2 protein-coding genes are annotated in these 1,019 nt (G+C 29.9%); both read left to right on the top strand.

Annotation, left to right across the window (positions count from 1 at the left end; all coding sequences use genetic code 11):
* On the top strand, positions 1–309 hold a 309-nt coding region (locus tag J0X14_RS19005; protein WP_207099406.1), incomplete at its 5' end, for a hypothetical protein.
* A gap of 140 nt (positions 310–449) precedes the next feature.
* A complete protein-coding gene (locus J0X14_RS19010; protein WP_207099407.1) occupies positions 450–965 on the top strand; it encodes a hypothetical protein in 516 nt (171 codons plus the stop codon).
* Positions 966–1,019 lie beyond the last annotated feature (54 nt).

The raw sequence follows: 1,019 nt of genomic DNA on the forward strand, positions 1-1,019 counted from the left end.
AAACCCTATTGGTTTCAAATTGGTTTCGAAGATATTCCTGTTTTAAAGGAGGATGCCAATTATTATTATTTGGTGTATAAAAGTAATCCAGACAAGAATTGGTCGATAAACCTGATGTATGGAACTGATAATCGTAATTATCAATTTATAAACGACACTGTTCAAATTGAGCAGGATGACTTTACCTATATTAGGTTTAATAAATCGAATATACCAGCAAAAGCATATTACAAGATGGATTTAATTTACAAAGACCTAGAAAATGGGGCTTCAACTTCAATTCCCAATGTTTTTTATTTTAAAACATAATAAGGCCGATTTGCTGAACAATTTGTACAACAAACCAAATAAAGTTCAAATAAACGATTACTAATCACATCGATTTTATTCCATTTTGGAAGTATATCTGTGTAAATTACATCCATATAAACAGTTGAAGGCAATTCCGAATGAAAATCTCAAATGATTCAACAAGAAGAATTCTAATATTTCTCTTTGCCTTAACTTCAATTATCAGTTTAGTTGGATTTGGGTACCTATACATTATGACAGCATTTGCCATAGGATGGGGTGGTGGAGACATAACAACACTGGAGTTGATTTGGAAAAATAAAAGTGCATTGTTGTTCTTCATTTATTCTTTACTGGCATCTACTGGACTAAAAAAAAGAAAATCAATCGGAATAATTTTTGGGTATGCAGTTCCAATTTCATTTGCAGCATTTTTGGTATATTTTGAAATCTCAATGCTTTCTTTTACTGATGAACAGGACATGAATTTGATTGATGCATTAAAATCGATATTTGGACTTATCATCTGGCTGATTTTACCAATTTTAATTATCGTTGGAGTACATAAGATTAGAAAAGAAAACCAAAATTTCGGACGATTAAATTATTTCATTACTGGCTGTATGATTTTGATTTTGAGTTTCTCATTAATTACAATGTTTGATTTTTTATAAACTGCCCACAACAATGGTTCTTTTGAAAAATCTATAAAGTTCAAATAAACGATT

Source organism: Allomuricauda sp. CAU 1633, from assembly GCF_017313225.1.
GTDB lineage: Bacteria > Bacteroidota > Bacteroidia > Flavobacteriales > Flavobacteriaceae > Flagellimonas.